This is a genomic window from Eubacterium sp. AF16-48, from assembly GCF_003479405.1.
GTDB lineage: Bacteria > Bacillota > Clostridia > Lachnospirales > Lachnospiraceae > Eubacterium_G > Eubacterium_G segne.
This window is the reverse complement of sequence record NZ_QUHB01000003.1, coordinates 149,319-166,171: the sequence shown is the minus strand read 5'-3', so window position 1 is coordinate 166,171 and position 16,853 is coordinate 149,319. Positions and strand designations below refer to the sequence as shown.

Genomic DNA, 16,853 nt, shown 5'->3' with positions numbered 1-16,853 from the left:
CTAAATATCGCCAGTCCTATTATAACAGATTTTCAGACAAATGTGCATTGGATATTGATTATTCATTTATTATTCACATTTAAGGTACTTAACAATTTCTACCCTGCTAGACATTACTGCAAACAAGACACTAAAAAACAAGGATAGAAACACACTACAGATGACTAACGTGATTACAGAATATGATGTTATTCTTATGCTCCATACCTGATATTCTGCAAACCATTTATACAATTTAATTCCACACATTGAAATCATAATTGTGGCAATTGATATTAAAATATCAACCAGCATAACTATAATGCCTCAGCAAAAAACTGAAAAATAACATTTCCTCTGTCATTAGCCAACACATCATTCTTGTGAATTTCCTCACCTTCCCTGCATTGAACATTTGCCTCATTGCTCAATATGATTTTTAAATTTTCTATAGATGTTACTGTTACATCCACTTTATAATATTCCCGCATATCGGTTTTCTTCACTTCCTCTATTGCACCATATGCCATAAGTTCAGTCTTAAAATCCTTGTCCTCATTATATTTTTTTATTTCTTTATTGGAAATTGATATAACCGCCCCTAATGGAATACAATATATCAATACACACACTACAAATATCAAAAAGTATTTTGCTTTCACTATTCTTTATCTTCCTTTGCTAAATTTTTCAAATATAGATTAAATATGTCAACCTTATCAATTTTGTATGCATATATTTCCTGTGCACTTCTTGAGTACCCTCTCGCCATTACCGGAACATTCAAAGTACCTGTTTTTTTGCCCAATTTATAATCAATACATACTATGGGCGAAATGTAACTTCCGATATTGTTCTCTAAAATATCATTACTGCATTTTAGAACAACAGTTGTACTTGTTTCCTTTGGAATTATATTATTTCCGTTCTTATCAAAATCAAATTCCACTGTACCATTTTCATTAGATGTAGAAATACTTATGTTTTTAACTTTTATGCTATCATCAATATTTTTTAAATATATATTCTTTATTTCCAATTTATCCTTAAATGTTTCTATAATACCATCCAATGTTATATCAAAATCAGAATCCATTGATATATAATCCAAGCCATCTATTGTCTGCATTGCTGAATTTTCACCATCTATATCCTGAGCAAAAGTTTCTTTCATTGCCTGTTTTTTATTTACATTTATTTTTCCAATGTCAAATTTATACTCATCACCATCATATGTAACAATCATGTTTTTTATTTCATAATCCCTATCTTTACTTACATTTTCCATGTTTATTTCAGTTGAAACCGTATATACATAAATTTTGGGGAAATTTTTATTTTCTGTTACACATCTTTGATAATCTTCATTACTTACCTGTTCAATTTGTGATTTTATTTTTTTTACCTCATAACCATTATATGCACACAGCAGAGGATAACTAAATTTATTTTCACCTTCAACTTCGCTATCAGATATACTCCACTCATATTCCAATGTTGTATCAAATTTAATATCTAATTTTTTTTCGTCTAATTTTTCCGTGGAAATAATCTTAAAATCAAAATCGGTATATGGCATATTTTTAATAAAATTAATATTACAGTTTTCCAAATCTGTTAGGATAACCTTTTTATATTTAGGGATTTTTATGTTTTCCGTATCTACGTTTTTTCCAACTTTTTCATTTGTTTTTCCACAACCACATAGCACTACAACTACTAATGCCATACACATTATTTTTCTTACTAAACTTCTCATAAATCCTCTCTATTCTTCCTTTGCAAAGTATCAATCCATTCGCTTTGTATGCCAGCGACTAATTTTTTTCAATATTTTTCGTTTCAAATGACAAACATTTTTCACCTTACCTGACATATTGCATTTTCATATACCTAACAAATATCTCTTTCACCTTTTTTCTTTTTCTCTTCGCCATAGGAACTTCTTCACTACAATACTCCATAATAACGCTATTTTCCTTTATTATTAAAACATATTTCAAAGCTATTAAATAACCTCTATATGGTGAGAAATACTCAACCTGATTAAGCCTTTCTTTCCACCATACAAGTGAATGTTTAGATTCAATAACTCCGTTTTTCATATGTATATATGTTCCATCCCCATAGCCTTCCAAAAAAATTATGTCATGTTCACTGACCTTAATAATCTCTTTTTTATTTTCTATTACAAAATATTTTCTTTCTTTTTCTTTATGTAATTTGCATAAAATATTAGCCATTTTTTCCTCTTTAAATGGTCTTTGTAAAAAGGTATATGCTTTAACCTCAAAAGCCTCATCTACTCTTGATAAATTATCTGAAATAAAAATAATATCAAGATCTTTATATTTCTCTTTAATCTTTCTTGCCAGACTTATTCCATCACAATCCCATAATGTTATTTCAAGAATTATTAAATCTAATCTCTCAAGACTTTTAACTAAATCATTATAGTTTTTATAATTATATATTTTATCATCTGTTTTCATATCAATTAATATTCTTTCCAAAATTGTGCGGTCATTTTTATTTAGGTCATACATTCCAATGTTCATCATATTTGTCTTTCTTCCTTTTTTCACACAATGTACTTTAATTTCAGCATTTTATCACATTTTGAAACATTTTAATATTGTTAATCTCAAATTTGCCAACAATATGCAAAAAGCCACCAATTATATACAATTCTATTAAATCAAGTAGGCTGACTCCTACCCGATTGTAGGCAGCGGATATCTCAAAGTGTAGATTATGAAACACATCAAGTGTTTCATAAGTTGTAGTTTTTCGATGTTCTTATGCCCAACAAATGATATTTCGTGCAAATGCGATTAGCTTGCCGGGCTTTTGCTACAAAAAAATGTTACCGGACGTCTTACTATAAACATATCCGGTAACGTATTAACTTACATTTATTTAATTTTGTCCTCTATGTAACTCTTCACCTCATCAAGCTTGGCATTATCTTTTAAATCCCTATAAAAGTTACTGCTAAATAATATATTCCCATTTTTTTCAATAAAAGCAAATCTTTCAGCATCTTCAAATCCATAGTCGGCAAGTTCTGACAAATATAAAATCTTTTGGTTTAATTCCAAAGTGTCATCTATACCATATTTGTGAATTATAAATATTCCTCTGTCCCCCTCTTCTATCTGAGAGTTAATATATGAATCTTCCTGATATATTTCCTCTTTCATGGTGGCACATCCTGATAAAACAGAAATCGTGCTTCCTTCTTTTATTTTTCCTTTAATGTCTGATTCAACCTTGATTTCAATAATGGCATTATACATTTTTTTATCATCAATCCTGATTTCTATATTATTCGCCTTTTCTACTGTACCCTCAACTATGCAATACTTATCATCATTCCAGATTTTATCCTGCTTTATCTCAGCCAAATTACTTTTTGACTCATTTTTATAATTTCCATCCACATAGCTTACTTCTATTCCACCATCAGATTTCTTTAATTCAATCGTATTATTATTTCCATTGCTGTAAAAATAAATCATTGCACCAATAATAACAGCAATAATTACAATTACAAAAATACATATCTGTTTTTTTTTCATATAGCCTTACCTTTCCAATATTTTTTTCACATCTTTATACTTATTTAACGAAATATTCGATGCTTCGCCAGAAAGAAGTAAACTTCCATCTTCCTGTTTTAATGCCATAAAAAGATACTTTTCACCAACATCAGGTAACACATCATTTTCCATTATTAAAATACTCTTTCCATCACGTTCCAAACCGCCCCTCTTTTTCACACAGATCGTTGTTCCTCTTTGAATATTCCCTTTCAATATACTCAAAACTTCTATTTCATAATTAGTATATGTATCATAAACAACTTCTTCTCCTGATTTTCCATCAACAACTATAGGTGCTTCATAGCAGTATCCATCTATGCTTTTAACCTTTCCAACAAATATACAGTCCATAAATTTTACTGTATCCGTTAAACTCTTCACATTATAACTATAGTTTGCATGTACTATATTTAAGCCAACCTGTTTATCCTTATTCTTATCATTGTTTTTTCCCCCTACATCTTTTATCACAAGTGCCCCAACTATTACCGTTAAACATATTAATATCATCATTATTTTTTTCATCTTATTCTACCCCCAATATCCAGTATGACTTCTCATTAAATATTCCAATGCTGCACTATCAATTTTTTGTAACCCATTAACCACTGGTGTACTCTTATACATTATTGTTTTTTTTGAATTACTATCATCCATACCTAACGCATGCCCAAATTCATGTGTTATTACTGCAATTTTAGTCAATCGTGTCATATTATTGCTGTTCATATAATACCTGTTCAATCTCATATCACCAAATCCTCTAATGTTTGTTGATAGGTATGCATTGATTCCGTCATTTTTATTATAATCGTCTATGGTGACATCACAAACCGTAGTGCTTGTATCCTTTCTAAAAATTGATTTACATCTAGATACAGTAATAGCACTTGCTTCGGTGTTCCATTTAGCTGCTGCCTTTTTAATGTGTTTACCAAAAACATTTCCCTCATATTCCCAATCAATATGCCCTCCTTTATCCCAGCACGTGTAATCAAGCACATCAAAAACATACCCATTCCAATGCACGGTTTTGGCCTCTACCGTTGTTTCTAGCGTCAAACACATAGCCAAACAAAAACAAATGATTAATCCCATTGTCAACATTCTTTTTTTCATCCTAATTTGTTTCTCCTCTCAGATTATCTTTTCTGTCTTGCAGATTAAATTGTATTCAATCCAGATTTAATGTTTACAATGACAATTATTACATATTAACATTTTTTTTCAATACAACACTGTTTAAATGACATTATTACCGGTTAAAATAACATTTTTTCTTTAACCTACCATAAATGCATAATTCCTCTGTATCCACACTCAATAGCTATATAATTATATGCAACACTATTTTCCCTCTTGTTTTTAATCATAGTAAGTGGATTCCTATTATAATAAAATTTATGGATGGTAAATATACTTAACAACTATTTGGATTGTGTGAGCATAACATCCACAGTCACACTTTTGCTACAAAAAACAGATGCCACTAATGTAGCATCCATTTCTTATTTAATATAATCCATAAAAGCACTTTTTAATTTTATAATGCTTTAATTCTGTCTATTGCTTTTAATGTGTTTTCATATGTTCCAAATGCTGTCAGTCGGAAATATCCTTCTCCACTTGGTCCAAATCCTGAACCTGGAGTTCCCACGATATTTGCCTTTGTAAGCAGATAGTCAAAGAAATCCCATGATGACATTCCATCAGGTGTCTCTAACCACACATATGGTGCATTAACGCCACCGCTAACTGTGTATCCTGCTGACTTAAGACCTTCAATAATAGTCTTAGCATTATTCATATAATAAGCCACCTGCTGCTTTGTCTGTGCCTTTCCTGCTTCTGAATAAACAGCTTCTCCGGCTCTTTGAATAATATACGGTGCACCATTGAATTTTGTTCCATGTCTTCTTGCCCATAATGAATTTAGCATAACACCGTTAGACTTTAATTCTTTAGGAATAACCGTAAATCCAAGTCTTGTTCCCGTAAATCCTGCGTTCTTTGAAAAACTTCTAAGTTCGATGGCACATGTCTTTGCACCATCACATTCATAAATTGTATGAGGAACATTTTCCTCTGAAATATATGCTTCGTAAGCAGCGTCATAAATAATAACTGCTCCAACCTTGTTAGCATAATCTACCCATTCCTGTAACTGGTCTTTTGTAATTGTTGAACCTGTAGGGTTGTTAGGGAAGCAAAGATAAATAATATCCGGTGTCTCCTTTGGAAGTTCCGGTGCAAAATTTGTTTCCTTGGTACAAGGCATATAAATTACGTTGCTCCATCTTTCCTCATCAGCAATGTAATCTCCAGTTCTGCCTGCCATGGCATTTGTGTCAACGTATACAGGATATACAGGGTCACAAACTGCTATTTTATTATCAACAGCAAAAATATCACCAATGTTTCCTGAGTCTGACTTTGCTCCGTCACTGATGAAAATTTCATCTAAAGCAATGTCTACTCCTCTTTCCCTGTAATCGTTGTCCCTGATTGCACTTCTTAAAAATTCATATCCAAGGTCCGGTGCGTATCCATGAAATGTAGCAGCATCTGCCATCTCATCCACGGCACTATGCAATGCCTCAATTACAGCCGGTGCTAACGGCTGTGTAACGTCGCCGATTCCAAGACTGATAACATCTTTGTCCGGATTTGCAGCCTTATATGCAGTCACCTTTTTCCCAATATTTGAGAATAAATAACTTCCCGGTAACTTTAAGTAGTTTTCATTAATTTTGTACATCTTTTTCTGTCCTTCTTTCCTTATTCTTTATACATAATTTTCAGAACCGATATCGCAGTTTCCACCATAGTTCTGCCACTGTCCATGGCCGACTTCTGAATGTATCTGTGAGCCTCGTTTTCTGACATATTATTTTTCTCCATTAAAACTGACTTTGCCTCATCTATTACACTTTGTTCTTCTTCAGTCCTTTGGTGTACAACGCGTTTTTTACGTCTTAATTTAGCATAAATATTGTTTTGCATCAGCTCCACTGAATTTAAGAAATCCCTAACCTTAATAGGCATTTCTACCATTGCCACGCCACGGTTATCTTCAAGGAGCTTTTGCTTCGATGTCACAAGCAACATCTCAAATCTTCCTTCTACATTGTCAAGGATGTCTGTATAAGGCATATCAGTCATTCTGTACCCACTGATAATAACCCCTTCACCTAAAGTATCTGCCAATGTAATCGCCTTTGAACCCGTAGTACAGTTAAATACACTTTCATATCCGTTATGCACCAACAGATTTTTTATGGCCTTGCTGTCCTCCGGCTTGGGGAATACTACTATAATTCCTGCCAATTTGCCCTCCTAAACTAGATTCGGTCAAGATATCTGTCGATTTCCCAATCTGTTACCTGTGAAGTGTATTCCATCCATTCATCTTCTTTTGCCTTAATATACTTCTTGTATACATCTTTTCCCAGTACATTCTTTACAAATGGAGACTTTTTCATTTCCTGTATAGCTTCGTACAGGTTCTTTGGAAGACTTTCAATTCCAATTTCTTCTCTTTCGTCGTCTGTCATTGAGAAAATATCTTTCTGTACACTGGTTACAGGCTTTAATTTTCTCTTAATTCCATCAAGTCCTGCTGCTAAACATACTGCAATGGCAAGATATGGATTACAAGCACAGTCAGGACATCTAAGCTCAACTCTTGTGCCTGCTCCTCTTGCAGCGGGAACTCTTATAAGTGGACTTCTGTTAGTAGCTGACCATGCAATATATGTAGGTGCTTCATATCCCGGAACTAATCTCTTATATGAATTTACAATAGGATTAGTTATGGCTGTCATAGCTCTCATATGTTCCATTAATCCTGCTATAAAGCTGTATGCTTCCTCGCTAAGTCCGTTTTCATCATCAGCTTTGGCAAATATGTTATTTCCTTCTTTATCTGACAATGACATATTAATATGCATACCTGAACCACACATTCCGTATTTTGGTTTTGGCATAAATGATGCATATAAACCATGACGTTTTGCAATGGTTTTAACTGTAAGCTTGTATGTCATAATTTTATCAGCTATATCTAATGCTTCGCCATATTTAAAATCTATTTCATGTTGTGCAGGTGCCACCTCATGATGTGATGCTTCTACTTCAAATCCCATTTCTTCAAGGTTAAGTACCATATCTCGACGTGCATTTTCACCTAAATCAGTAGGGCCTAAATCAAAATAACTTCCTTTTTCGTGGCTGATAGTTGTAGGTCCGCCATTATCATCTGTGTGGAAAAGGAAAAACTCACACTCCGGTCCTACATTAAAAATATAACCCATATCTGATGCTTCCTTAATAACCTTCTTTAAAATGCATCTCGGATCGTTTTCTAACTGTGTTCCATCAGGCTTATATACGTCACAAATCATTCTTGCAACCTTTCCCTGATGTGGTCTGAAAGGTAATATCTCAAAGGTATTATAATCCGGATATAAATACATATCGGACTCTTCTATTCTGGCAAATCCCTCAATTGATGAACCGTCAAACATAATTTTATTGTCAAGTGCCTTTGCGAGCTGGCTTTTTGTAATGGCAACATTCTTTAATGTTCCAAACAAATCCGTAAACTGAAGTCTGATAAATTCAATATCTTCTGTCTCTGCCATATTTAAGATTTTTTGTTTTGTGTAACCCATTTTTGTTTCTGCTCCTTTCAAAATAGCTCTTCCTAAATAATATCAAATACCCTTATTTCCGTCAATAAAGTTGATAGAATGAAATTAGTAATTTTATCCTATTGCAATTAATTCTTTAACATTATACAATAAGTTAGCAAGAAAAATTAACGGAGAAAACCAATGATAAAATACAAAAATCACATTATGCTGGGTATTTTTTCCACTACTATTTTTATTATGTTTTTAGCATTAGTATTACAGGAAAATAACCCCGACAATATTACAAATATAGAGACATGTACTACAGTTAATGTTACTACCCGGGAAACTACAACAGTGCCGGAAACCACCACTGTTGAAGAAACTACAAAGAAAAAAGTTAAGAAAAAAAAAGCCATTGACCACAAGGCAAAGCACCCTTATATGATAAAGATAAACCGTGCTGAAAATTTTGCTGTTGTTTATGGCATTGACAAAAAGGGGGTTTACAGTATTCCTCACAAGGCATTTATCTGTTCCACCGGTAAAGACCCGGAATCTACTCCACTTGGTACTTTTAGTATTTCTGAGAGATATGACTGGCGCCTTATGGTAGATAATACCTATGCCCAGTACGCCATCCGCATTTATGGTCAGATTATGCTTCATTCAATACCTTACCAATATGCAACTAACGATTCATTGGAATATTGGGAGTATAATAAATTAGGAACAGCTTCCTCCCTTGGTTGTATACGTTTCCGTGTTAAGGATATTAAATGGATTTATGACCATTGTAATGAAGGAACATCTGTAACTATTTATAGCGAAAAAGGAGAAAAGTCTCCTATTAAAGTTAAAAAGATTAAGAAAATAAAGGAATCGGACCCTTATAAAACCTGGGATCCCACGGATTCTAATATCAGTAACCCTTGGAAAAACCATACTGCTACAGCCAATTCTGATACAAAGCAGGTTCCTACTACAGAACAGACTTCTGCCACGGAGCAGATTAATGAATAAATTATTTTGGGAGATGAAATCTTATGTCAAAAAAATATTATGCCGTTAAAGTTGGTGAAAAAACCGGAATATACGAAACCTGGGAGGAATGTAAAGCAAACGTTGATGGATATCCCGGTGCATTGTACAAAAGCTTCAAAAACATATCTGATGCCTACGCATATTTAGGGCAGGAGGGTACTCAGTTAAGTCTTTTTGACACAGAGGCACCAAAGGATGAAGATGATGATACAACCTTTGACAGTGACATGCCTATTACCACTCCGTCTAAGGCTGTAGCCTATGTAGATGGAAGCTTTAATTCTGCAACCGGTGTTTTTGGATACGGTGTGGTTATGTTTCATAATGGTACTGAAACCCACCTTTATGATTCCGGAAATGATGTCCAAATGGCTTCCATGAGAAATGTTGCCGGTGAAATTTACGGTTCCATGGCGGCTATGAAATATGCCTTGGAAAAAGGCATTAAGAAGCTTTCAATATATTATGATTATATGGGAATTGCAAAATGGTGTACCGGAGAGTGGAAAACCAATAAGGACGGTACCATTGCCTACAAAAAATATTATGATAAAATCAAAAAATCGGTTGACATAACTTTTGAGAAAGTAAAAGGTCATTCCGGTGATAAATATAATGATTTAGCTGATAGCCTTGCAAAAAAAGCCTGCGGAGTTTGATGTGCCCCCAAAAAGTTAGACTTTTATTGCGTAACAGGTTTTAAAAGAGACCGTCGAACTGATATGTACCAATTCAACGGTCCCCCGTAATTATATTATTATGTTGTTATTTAACAACTATACTGCTCCAGTTGTAATCTACTTCTTTATATAAAGGATCAACTACCTTAAGAATATTATTATATAAGTAATCATGTGCAGCGCTTGTATTCATCTTCTTTGACTGATACAGCTGATCACAAATCTTATATACTGAGTAAGTATATGCCTTACTATATACGTAGCTTCCATCACTAAGAACTGCGTATGCTCTTACCTTATATTCTGTTGTGAACTCTCTGGCAGTGTTTGTACTAAACAATGTAGTTCTTACAAAATATGTTGCTGTTGTTGAATTTCCAAGAACTGTATTACTTGTTCCTGCCGGTGTAGAATCTAATGAAACTACATATTTGTTAGTTGAACCAACATACATATCTGCATCTGTTACTCCCAAAGAATTTCCATATATTGTATCTACCGCATAAACAAATCCCCACTTAGTAACATTCTTTCCATCTATTGTAGGTTCTACAGAACCAACAACTCTACTTCCTCCAAGGGTCGTACTTACCTGATATCCTTCAATATTAACATCATCACTGATTGTAATAGTCTTAGGATCAGCTGTAGTAGGTTCCTCTGTCGGTGCCTGTGTTGGTGCCTCTATTGTTGGAGCTTCCGTTGTTGGGGCCACCGTTGTTGGGGCTACTGTAGTAGGTGCAACCGTTGTGTTTTCTTCCATTTTCGTTGTCTGCTCTTCTGCTTTTGGATATACGATATTTCCATCTTCATCTTTTACAACTACATTAGAAAAATCAAGAACAACTGAAGTTCCGACTAATCCGGCTCCTACCACAAATTCAATTGTTCCATCTCTATCTGCCATAAGTTCTGTGGAAAGAGTTGTTGTGCCAATCACTAATTTTCTTGGCTTACTTTCATTCAGATCGTTTGTAATTTTATAAGAACCGTCTTCTGATGGTGAATACATATCAATCGATATTGTATATATTTTACCCGGCACCAATCCGGTTACTGTTTTCTTGAGCTGCAATCCCCAGGCATTTCCCCAGTTACTTGTCAGCTGTTGCATCTGAACATGATCCGGATCCTCAGGGTCTGCCCCCAGCTGTACCGTAGACCCATTCCACGGACCGCAATAATATGTATATCCACCAATTTCAAACCAACGATCTGCATCTGCCTGTCCCGGTGTAAGAGGAAGATTTTCCGGTGTTGTCGATTCCTTTGTTGTTTCTATATTTGGTGTTGTGGTTGCTTCAGGAGATGTCTCGATTCCTTCCTGTGTTGTTGTTTCATTTGGCGTTGTTACTTCCTGTGTTGTCGGAACATCTGATTCTGTTCCATCACTACTTACCTTTCCTGCATAGGAATAAACATCAGTATTTTGTGTATTTAAATGCAGTACCGGACGTACTGTCATAAATGTATCATTTACTGATGAACCATTCGGATAAACAAAACCGGACTGAAATACATATGCCGCATATTTTCCCTTATAAGTGTTGACATCACGATAGGTATCATCTCCCATTGTTCTAAGCCACCACCCCGGCATCAGCCACGGATATGTTTCCCAATCCAATTTGGCATTTGCATATGGAGTAACAACAAGCGCTCTTGTAGGGTCTACATTATACTCTCCTGAAAAGCCATATTCCGTATTTAACGCTTCCTTATATGCCAAACAATAAACCTGATCGTATGTATCATTGACCTTCGGTGAATCCAAAAACGGATCCTGAGCGTTTGATACTAATGTTGTATTAATTGCCTGCTGTTCTTCTGCTGTGAAAGCTGTATCCATAAAATTGTCATTTGAATAATCTATCCCATTTTTATTCATACTGCTTTTATAACCATTAAGCCAGCTCCTAAGAGTACATGTCTCCCAATCAACACCATCCCCTGACTCATGCCATGGTTTCACATCTAATCCTTTGTCTGCCAAAAGAAATGCATCATTCCCATCTACCTTGAGTACTCTCCATTTAATCGGTTCTTTGTATTTTCCTTCTACATCATTCTGATAATAGTTTCCAAAATAAACGCAGTCCCAAATGGTATTTCCTGTGGTATCCTTCGTCGGGTTAGATAATATATGTGTTTTCGCTCCATTATCATTTGCTCTTATCTGAACATTTTTATTCATTGGATAAATAATTGTGACTATCAGCATAACCACGAGCAAAATTGACAAAACTCTCCTTCTTTGCATTCTTTTTTCCCTCCTTAAATTTTCTCTCAATCAATCTACATAAAAATACACAAACCCACTCTTATGTAATAATGAATTTGTGTACATAATATCATATATCTTTTCAATTGAATAACTCTACAGGCTTTTTGTTATTTAATTATTTTAAGCAGGTCCTTTGGCTCATCTATTATAGCTATTGGTTTAAGACCTTCAAGAAGTTCTCTTTCCCTAAAGCCCCAGCTACATAACACACAATCCATACCTGCATTTTCTGCTGTTGCCCTGTCTACTTCTGAATCTCCCACGTAAACCGCTTCCTCTTTTTTACTTCCAAGAAGCTTTAATGCATGGAAAACACTGTCCGGTGCCGGCTTTTTCTTAATTCCTGCCGCCTCGTTTTCCCCTATGGCAACCTTTATATAATCCTTGAAATAAATTTCATTTAATTCGTCAACTGCTCCATGAGCCTTATTTGACACAATTGCCATTTTTATGTTGCTTTCATGAAGTTCCTTTAAAAGTTCCATTATTCCATCATAAGCTGTGGTTTTTACCTGACAGTTCTTCTGATAATAATCCAGAAACTCCTGATAAACCTCTTCAAACCTTGGATTGTCCTCTCCATCAGGAATAGAACGTATAATCAGCTTTCTTATTCCATTTCCCACATGTTGTCTCACCAATTCAATATTATGAAGAGGGAAATCAAATTTCTTCTGAATATAAAGAACTGCATCTGTTAAATCTTCAAGAGTATTTAAAAGTGTTCCATCCAAATCAAAAACTACTGTATTATACATATCCGTCTCACCTTCACTTTTCTACATAATATCTGCCGGACTAATAAATCCGGCAGATAAATTTTTTGTCAATCTTTATTGCTGTGATGAATAGCAATTGCAATTGCTGCTATAATAATCGCTATTAATGCAATTGCTATTACTCCTAAAATAAGTGTAACCACCATATTAGAAATAAATCTCCTCCTTATGCTCTAACCTTAATGTGAACCTCTCTAAGCTGCTGCTCTGTTACCTCTCCCGGTGCACCGCACATTAAATCCTGTGCGTTTCCGTTCATAGGGAATGGAATAATTTCTCTAATATTTTCTTCTTCACGAAGTAACATAATCATACGGTCAACTCCCGGTGCCATACCTGCATGTGGTGGTGCACCAAACTGGAATGCATTGTACAAGGCTCCAAATTTCTCCTTAAGGTCATCTTCTGTATATCCTGCAATTTCAAATGCCTTAACCATAATCCTCATATCATGGTTTCTTACTGCACCACTTGATAATTCAACACCGTTACATACGATATCGTACTGATATGCCAAAATATCCTCCGGATTCTTTGTTTCTAATGCTTCAAGTCCACCCTGTGGCATAGAGAACGGATTATGTGTAAATATCATCTTTTTAGCTTCCGTATCATATTCATACATAGGGAAGTCGTTAATATAACAGAACTTGTATGACTTTTTATCAATTAAATCAAGTCTCTCACCAAGAGCTGTTCTAATCTGTCCTGCATAAAGTGAAGCATTCTTCTCATTATCAGCAATGAAGAAAATAGTATCTAATGCCTTTAATGATGCCATTTCCCTTATTTCTTCCTTCATATCTTCAGGAATAAACTTATCAATTGGTCCCTTATAGCTTCCATCTTCTAAAACTTCCAGGTAACCAAGACCACCCATTCCAATGCTCTGAGCAAACTTAAGTAATTTTTCGTGCTGTCCCTTTGACAACTTCTGGTTAATTACAATTGCTCTTACAGTCTTTCCGTGGAATGGTTTAAATGTACATCTCTGGAAGAAATCTGTTACGTCAATTATTTCTAACGGATTTCTAAGGTCCGGCTTATCTGTTCCGTATTTAAGCATTGATTCCTTATAGCTTATAATAGGGAACGGAGCCTGTGTAACCTCGTATCCTTCAGGTGCAAATTTATTAAATGTGTCAGCTAAAACTTCCTCGCCAACTCTAAATACATCTTCCTGTGTGGCAAAGCTCATTTCAAAGTCTAACTGGTAAAATTCTCCCGGTGATCTGTCTGCTCTTGCATCTTCATCTCTAAAGCAAGGGGCAATCTGGAAATACTTATCAAATCCTGACACCATAAGTAACTGTTTATACTGCTGTGGTGCCTGTGGAAGTGCATAGAATTTTCCCTTAAACTTTCTTGATGGCACAATATAATCTCTTGCACCTTCCGGAGATGATGCACAAAGAATAGGTGTCTGGATTTCCAAAAATCCCATATCTACCATTTTCTGTCTAAGGTATGAAATAACCTTTGAACGGAAAATCATGTTATCCTTAACCTTTGGATTTCTTAAATCAAGGTAACGATATTTAAGTCTCACATCTTCACGGGTTTCCTTTGATGTAATAATTTCAAAAGGTAACTGCTTGTAAACCTTCCCTAAAACTTCAACCTTTTTTGCCTCTAATTCAATAGTTCCTGTAGGAATCTTAGGGTTATATGTTTCTTCATCTCTATGCTCAATAGGTCCCTCTACTGAAATACAGTCTTCCTTACTTAATCCCTCAAGTAATGATGTGTCACGCATAACTACCTGCATAACTCCATACATATCTCTTAAATCAATAAATGATACTCCACCGTGGTCACGAATGTTTTCAATCCAGCCTGCAATCTTTACATTTTGTCCAACATTAGCTTCTGACAATGAATCCATTGTTACATCACGATAAATGTTATTTGTGTTAATATCCATTACACTTCCTCCAATATTATAAATTACGGTATGGTTAAAATAATAGAATTTCCTATTAAATATAAAAAGAGCCCATCCTGAAAAATTAATCCAGGACGAACTCACTAATTACTTAATATGTCCGCGGTACCACCTGATTTACTGCTTATGCAGCCACTCATGGTCTTGCAACCCATCGATTATCGCTCGACAACGGCTTCCCTACTGATTATTAAACGTTCAGGTTGCAGCTTAGGAGTGTTATTCACATTAATTCATTCTACAGGACTTCCACCAACACCTGCTCTCTGTTAGCGATAATTAAAGCTACTTCTCTCCGTCAACGCCATTAATCTTGATTATATAATAGTAAACACCAAGTGTCAAATACAAATTTGCGCGTTCCTACAAGCGTTGCACAGATACACAAAAAAGGTCTGCCGGAAGTTTGCTCACAGGCAGACCTTTTTTGTGTATCTGTATAGCGCGACAGCGAGGCATAAGCATTATGCACAGCATAATGCGCATGGCAACGCTTTTCTTTCTATTCCATTCTTAAAAATGCCTTATAGCACTTGAAAGCCTCATAAACATCAGCTTTGCTTGTAACCTCCCAAGGTGCATGCATGCTAAGCACCGGCACACCGCAGTCAATTACTTCCATTCCGTATAATGACATAATGTATGCAATGGTTCCGCCACCGCCGGCATCAACCTTTCCTAACTCTGACATTTGGAAATAAACCTTATTGTCATCCATAACCTTTCTTATTTCTGCTAAGTATTCTGCGTTGGCATCATTAGAGCCTGACTTTCCTCTTGAGCCGGTAAATTTGTTAAACACAACACCTTTTCCAATATAAGATGTGCTTTGCTCTGAAAATACATCTGCATATAACGGATCATAAGCTGCGTTTACGTCAGATGAGAGCATTTTACTGTTTTTAAGGCATCTCTTAAGAATTAATTCACTGTAGTTTCCGTTTAAATTAATTAATTCGGCTACCATGTTTTCAAAGAAACGTGACTGCATACCTGTTGCTCCTACGCTTCCGATTTCCTCTTTGTCAACTAAAAGACAACAGGATGTTCTTTCATTAACACTACTGTCAAGAATAGCTTCTAATGATGTATAAGCGCAAACTCTGTCATCCTGACCATATGACATAACCATGCTTCCGTCAAATCCCATTTCTCTTGCCGGTCCTGCCGGAACCACCTCCAGTTCTGCTGAGAAGAAATCTTCCTCATCCATTCCGTACTTATCTTTTAATATTTTCAAAACTCCTGCCTTTACGCTTTTCTTTTCATTTTCGCTTACAGGAATACTTCCTACTAAAATATCTAAATTTTCTCCTTCAACTACAGTTGCGGCTTTTTTGTCCATTTGCTTAGATGCTAAATGAATCAGTAAGTCAGTAACACAAAATACCGGGTCAGTATCTTTTTCACCTATATTTACATTAACTGAGGTGCCATCCTTCTTCACTACAACACCGTGTATTGCAAGAGGAAGAGTAACCCACTGATATTTTTTTATTCCGCCATAGTAATGTGTATCAAAATATGCCATATCCTCTTTTTCATATAACGGATTCTGCTTAATGTCCATTCTTGGAGAATCAATGTGAGCACCTAAAATATTCATACCTTTTTCCAAAGGCTGTCTTCCTATGTTAAATAATGCTACTGCCTTGTTCATATAAAGACCGTATATTTTATCACCTGCCTTAAGAGGCTTTCCTTCTTTTATTACATCCTCAATGGATTTGTATCCCTTTGTCTTTGCCATTTCCACTGACCTTGCAGCACATTCTCTTTCTGTCTTACACTGAGACAGAAAATCAATATATCTCTTGTTTAGTTTTTCAAGATTTTCAATGTCAACTCCATTATACTTTCCCCATACGCTGTCTCGTTTCATAAATTTATTGCCTCCTTACAA

At 35.1% G+C, this 16,853-nt stretch carries 15 protein-coding genes and 1 other annotated feature; of the genes, 2 read left to right on the top strand and 13 right to left on the bottom strand.

The features are described 5' to 3' along the window. Positions 1-296: 296 nt before the first annotated feature. The 9 genes from DWW68_RS05105 to glnA form a co-directional block, all read right to left on the bottom strand. Entirely contained in the window at positions 297-641 is a 345-nt protein-coding gene (locus DWW68_RS05105; protein WP_118589093.1) for a hypothetical protein, read from the bottom strand. Continuing rightward, on the bottom strand, positions 641-1,738 hold the full coding sequence (locus DWW68_RS05100) for a hypothetical protein (protein ID WP_118589094.1): 1,098 nt from the start codon (positions 1,736-1,738) through the stop codon (positions 641-643). The genes DWW68_RS05105 and DWW68_RS05100 overlap by 1 nt, the downstream gene beginning before the upstream one ends. A gap of 106 nt (positions 1,739-1,844) precedes the next feature. Further along, complete coding sequence (locus DWW68_RS05095; protein WP_118589095.1) at positions 1,845-2,540, bottom strand: LytTR family transcriptional regulator DNA-binding domain-containing protein; 696 nt, start codon at positions 2,538-2,540, stop codon at positions 1,845-1,847. Positions 2,541-2,894: 354 nt separating this feature from the next. Next, positions 2,895-3,560, bottom strand: a complete 666-nt coding sequence (locus tag DWW68_RS05090; RefSeq protein WP_118589096.1) for a hypothetical protein — start codon at positions 3,558-3,560, stop codon at positions 2,895-2,897. Between the two features lie 6 nt (positions 3,561-3,566). Next, complete coding sequence (locus tag DWW68_RS05085) at positions 3,567-4,109, bottom strand: hypothetical protein (protein WP_118589097.1); 543 nt, start codon at positions 4,107-4,109, stop codon at positions 3,567-3,569. Between the two features lie 6 nt (positions 4,110-4,115). Beyond that, entirely contained in the window at positions 4,116-4,703 is a 588-nt protein-coding gene (locus DWW68_RS05080; RefSeq protein ID WP_118589098.1) for a matrixin family metalloprotease, read from the bottom strand. 424 nt (positions 4,704-5,127) lie between these two features. Further along, a complete protein-coding gene (locus DWW68_RS05075) occupies positions 5,128-6,342 on the bottom strand; it encodes an LL-diaminopimelate aminotransferase (RefSeq protein WP_021952473.1) in 1,215 nt (404 codons plus the stop codon). A 20-nt stretch (positions 6,343-6,362) separates the two neighbouring features. Further along, positions 6,363-6,911 (bottom strand): ANTAR domain-containing protein, encoded by a 549-nt coding sequence (locus tag DWW68_RS05070; RefSeq protein WP_118589099.1) that lies wholly within the window; start codon positions 6,909-6,911, stop codon positions 6,363-6,365. Between the two features lie 14 nt (positions 6,912-6,925). Continuing rightward, the gene (gene glnA / locus DWW68_RS05065) at positions 6,926-8,257 is read right to left on the bottom strand and encodes a type I glutamate--ammonia ligase (protein ID WP_021952475.1); all 1,332 of its coding nucleotides are present in this window, start codon (positions 8,255-8,257) and stop codon (positions 6,926-6,928) included. A gap of 162 nt (positions 8,258-8,419) precedes the next feature. On the opposite strand from glnA, the gene DWW68_RS05060 reads away from it, so the two are divergent. Further along, positions 8,420-9,241 (top strand): L,D-transpeptidase, encoded by an 822-nt coding sequence (locus DWW68_RS05060; RefSeq protein ID WP_118589100.1) that lies wholly within the window; start codon positions 8,420-8,422, stop codon positions 9,239-9,241. A gap of 23 nt (positions 9,242-9,264) precedes the next feature. Then, positions 9,265-9,921, top strand: coding sequence for a ribonuclease H family protein (locus DWW68_RS05055; RefSeq protein WP_118589101.1), 657 nt, complete (start codon positions 9,265-9,267; stop codon positions 9,919-9,921). Positions 9,922-10,027: 106 nt separating this feature from the next. On the opposite strand, the gene DWW68_RS05050 is transcribed toward DWW68_RS05055, so the two are convergent. The 4 genes from DWW68_RS05050 to DWW68_RS05035 all read right to left on the bottom strand — a co-directional run bounded on the left by DWW68_RS05050 (position 10,028) and on the right by DWW68_RS05035 (position 16,832). Then, positions 10,028-12,202: a DUF6273 domain-containing protein gene (locus DWW68_RS05050; protein WP_118594969.1), complete on the bottom strand. Its 2,175-nt coding sequence runs from the start codon at positions 12,200-12,202 to the stop codon at positions 10,028-10,030. Positions 12,203-12,333: 131 nt separating this feature from the next. Further along, complete coding sequence (locus DWW68_RS05045) at positions 12,334-12,984, bottom strand: HAD-IA family hydrolase (RefSeq protein ID WP_118589103.1); 651 nt, start codon at positions 12,982-12,984, stop codon at positions 12,334-12,336. A gap of 187 nt (positions 12,985-13,171) precedes the next feature. After that, positions 13,172-14,929: an aspartate--tRNA ligase gene (gene aspS / locus DWW68_RS05040; protein WP_207721385.1), complete on the bottom strand. Its 1,758-nt coding sequence runs from the start codon at positions 14,927-14,929 to the stop codon at positions 13,172-13,174. 88 nt (positions 14,930-15,017) lie between these two features. After that, positions 15,018-15,261: a binding site (T-box leader), on the bottom strand. A 191-nt stretch (positions 15,262-15,452) separates the two neighbouring features. Continuing rightward, a complete protein-coding gene (locus tag DWW68_RS05035; RefSeq protein ID WP_118589104.1) occupies positions 15,453-16,832 on the bottom strand; it encodes an aminopeptidase in 1,380 nt (459 codons plus the stop codon). Positions 16,833-16,853: the final 21 nt, after the last annotated feature.